The sequence below is a fragment of the Methylobacterium sp. WL18 genome (assembly GCF_008040015.1).
GTDB classification, from domain to species: domain Bacteria; phylum Pseudomonadota; class Alphaproteobacteria; order Rhizobiales; family Beijerinckiaceae; genus Methylobacterium; species Methylobacterium mesophilicum.
Genome location: NZ_VRVD01000769.1, coordinates 1 through 1,980 on the forward strand (window position 1 = coordinate 1; position 1,980 = coordinate 1,980).

The following is a 1,980-nucleotide window of genomic DNA, read 5'->3' on the forward strand; positions in this document are numbered from 1 at the left end:
CCTGCACGATGGTGATCTTCTGGGCGATGGTCTGCATGGCGTCGACCGCCCGGCCCACCGCGGCGCCGCTCGCCTCGGCGTCCTTGGCCGACTGGCGCGCGATCGCCTCGGTCTGGCTGGCGTTCTCGGCGTTCTGCTTCACGTTGGCGGCCATCTCCTCGACGGAGGCGGACGCCTCCTCGGTGGAGGCCGCCTGCTCGGTGGAGCCCTGCGACAGCTGCTCGGCCGAGGCCGACAGCTCCTGAGAGCCCGCCGAGACGTTGCCGGCGGCGGTGGCGGCCTCCGTCACCACGGCCCGGAGCTTGCCCAGCATCTGCTCCAGGGCGATGCCGAGGACGTCCTTGTCGGACAGGCGCTTGGCCTCGACGGTCAGATCGCCCGCCGCGATCGCCGAGGCGACGCCGGCGATCACCTGCAGGTTGTCGGTGGTCGCCCGGAGATGGGCCTGGACCTCGCTGCTGAGCCCGCCGAAATCCTGCGTGAGGGTCTTGGTGAAGTCGCCGAGCGAGGCGGCGGCCAGCACGTCCGAGATCTCCCGGAAGGCCTGCTCCACCGCCTGGGCGGTGCCCTGGATCCGGCCGACCTCGTCGAGGCGGCCGGTGTCGAACGGCGTCGCCAGGGTCGCCAGGCGGGCGCTGATCGCGGTGACCGGCTTCGCCACGGTGCGGACCAGCACGAACCCGATCGCGACGGCGATCACGAGGTTGGCCGCGATGCCGAGCAGGATCATCTGCGTCGTGGTCTCGAAGGCCGCATTCTGCGCGTCCTGGCGGGTGCGCATCAGGGTGTTCTCGACGTTGACCATCTCGGCGACCTCGGCGCGCAGGCCGTCCATGGCCGCCTTGCCGGCGCCGGCGATCTCGGTCTGGCGCGCGGCCTCGCGGGTCTCGGGGTTGGCCATCCCGGCGATGCCCTTCTCGGCGACGCCGTCGTGCCAGGCCTCGGCCTGCTTGCGGATCGTCTCGAGCCGCTCCTGCTGGGCCGGGTTGTCGGAGGTCAGCGCCTTGGCCTGCCGCCAGGCGGCGTTGAAGGCCTCCCAGCCCTTCTGGTAGGGCGCCAGGAACTTGGCATCCCCGGAGAGCAGGAAGCCGCGATAGCCGGTCTCCTGGTTGACCATGCCGGCCAGCGCCCGGTCGGCGGCGTCGATCACCTTGATGGTGTGGTCGGTCCAGTTCACCGACTGACGGATCTCGGCCGATTTCCAGTACACCACGCCGTTGATGCCGAGGCCGACCAGCAGCATCAGGGTGAAGGCCAGGAACAGCTTTCGCGGTATCGAGATGTTGTCGAGCATGTTCATGGCCTTCGTCCTTCGAAGCGGGGATCTCGGTCGGGAGCACCCTGCGGCTGGCGGGGTCCGGGCGGGCCCGGACGGCGGTTGATCGTGGTGGTGCCGGCCGGGACGGGACGCCCGGTCGGCGCCGCTCAGGCGGCGCGGATGAACTCCGAATCGCGGGCGTCGCCCTCGTTCATGTCCAGGACGAAGCCATCCTGTGAGGCCGCCGCGACCGGAGCGTTGATCCGGGCGGGGCGGTTCTTGGCTGCGGCCTTGGCCGGCGCGGCCATCCGGGCCGCCGTCCTCCGCAGCTGCGCGGCCGGGGCGTCGGCCCCCGCCGCGTCGATGCGGAAGTAGGCGATGGTCGCCTGCAGCCGCTCGGCTTGCGTGGCCAGCTCCTCCGAGGTCGCCGAGACCTGTTGGGACGCGCTGGCGTTCTGCTGGGTCACCTTGTCGAGCTGCTGGATCGCCTGGTTGATCTGCGCCGAGCCGACATCCTGCTCCCGGCACGCCGCCGAGATCTCTTCCACCAGCCCCGCGGTCCTGCGGATGTCGGGCACCAGCCGCCCGAGCATCTCGCCGGCCTGCTGGGCCGCCTTGACCGTGTCGGCGGACAGGGTCCCGATCTCGGCGGCCGCGGCCTGCGAGCGCTCGGCGAGCTTCCTAACCTCGGAGGCCACCACCGCGAAGCCGCGGCCGTGCTC

Annotated in this window: 2 protein-coding genes; both read right to left on the minus strand. The window is 71.5% G+C overall.

What is annotated here, in order from left to right; translation table 11 throughout:
* The coding region (locus tag FV228_RS28070; RefSeq protein ID WP_147857490.1) for a CHASE3 domain-containing protein at window positions 1-1,300 on the minus strand (1,300 nt) is incomplete at its 3' end.
* A 125-nt stretch (window positions 1,301-1,425) separates the two neighbouring features.
* Window positions 1,426-1,980: methyl-accepting chemotaxis protein (locus FV228_RS28075; protein ID WP_246694059.1), on the minus strand; the 555-nt coding region annotated here is incomplete at its 5' end.